Annotated in this window: 2 protein-coding genes; one reads left to right on the forward strand and one right to left on the reverse strand. The window is 75.9% G+C overall.

Annotation, left to right across the window (positions count from 1 at the left end):
* Positions 1-92: 92 nt before the first annotated feature.
* Positions 93-251, reverse strand: coding sequence for a hypothetical protein (locus CCN33_RS32435; RefSeq protein ID WP_167387998.1), 159 nt, complete (start codon positions 249-251; stop codon positions 93-95).
* 155 nt (positions 252-406) lie between these two features.
* Between CCN33_RS32435 and CCN33_RS30850 the strand changes: the two genes are divergently transcribed.
* Positions 407-1,085 (forward strand): SRPBCC domain-containing protein (locus CCN33_RS30850; RefSeq protein ID WP_086696529.1); only part of this gene is annotated, 679 nt, incomplete at its 3' end.

Here is a 1,085-nt window from a genome sequence, read left to right on the forward strand (position 1 = left end):
ACGGGCGAACCGGACCCTGGACCCGCGCCCCCGAGACTCCGGTCCCGCAGGGCCACGCACCCGCGCCCCCGAGACTCCGGCTCAAGGACCCCTCAGTACTGCGGATGCGCCAGCGTCGACGGCCGCAGGCCCGGTACGTGGGTGAGGCGGGCCGCCGCGATGTCCGCCGCCAGGTCCGGGTCCGTCAGGGTGGAGGGGTGGCGGCCCGCCTCACCCACGTACCGGGCCTGCGGCCGTCGACGCTGGCGCATCCGCAGTACTGAGGGGTCCTTGAGCCGGAGTCTCGGGGGCGCGGGTGCGTGGCCCTGCGGGACCGGAGTCTCGGGGGCGCGGGTCCAGGGGCCGGTTCTCCCGTTCGCCGCCAGGGCAGGTGCATTCCGGGGACTACTGGGTAGGCTCGGCCAACATGGAGCTCCAGGTCTTCGTTCCGGTTCCGGCCGACCGGCTCAGGGAGGCCCTCGCGGACGCCGTGAGGGTGGCCCGCGCGGTGCCGGGACTTCAGCAGGACGCCGGTGCGGCTCCCGTCGCCGGCCGCCTGAAGCTACGGGTCGGCGGGCACTCGGTGACGTACCGGGGCACGCTGGCGGTGAGCCAGCGGGCGGACGGCACCTACGCGGTGCGCGCGGACGGCACGGAGTCCCGCGGCGCGGGCACGGTCATCCTGTCCCTGACCCTGGCTCTGGCGCCCACGCGGAACGGCACGACGGTCACCGTGGGCGGCACGGCCAAGGCGGAGGGCCGCCTCGCGGAACTCCCCGCGGACGCGGTGACGACAGCGGCGAACCGTCTGCTGACGCGGACGCTGGAGACCCTGGCGGCGGGCGCGACCGAGGACACCGGGCAGGCGCAGGCGGAGGGCGCGTCCCGGCCGGAGCAGCGGGAACAGGACGCGTCCGGACCGGAGCAGCGGGGACAGGGCAAGGCGACCGAGCCGGGCCGCCAGGCCGAGGGCAAGCCGGCCGAGCCGGGTCCACACGCGGAGGCCGCGCCCGAACCGAAGCGGCACGCAGAGGGTGAGCCCACCGACCCGGCGGAGCCGCACGCAGAGGACGAGGACGAAAAGCCCGGGCTTTTCGTCCTCGTCC

The organism is Streptomyces recifensis (genome assembly GCF_002154615.1).
Lineage (GTDB): Bacteria > Actinomycetota > Actinomycetes > Streptomycetales > Streptomycetaceae > Streptomyces > Streptomyces griseoluteus.

What these genes read in the sequence shown, in the direction of transcription:
- CCN33_RS32435 (WP_167387998.1), bottom strand. Translation starts at nt 251, where the DNA reads ATGCGCCAGCGTCGACGGCCGCAGGCCCGGTACGTGGGTGAGGCGGGC.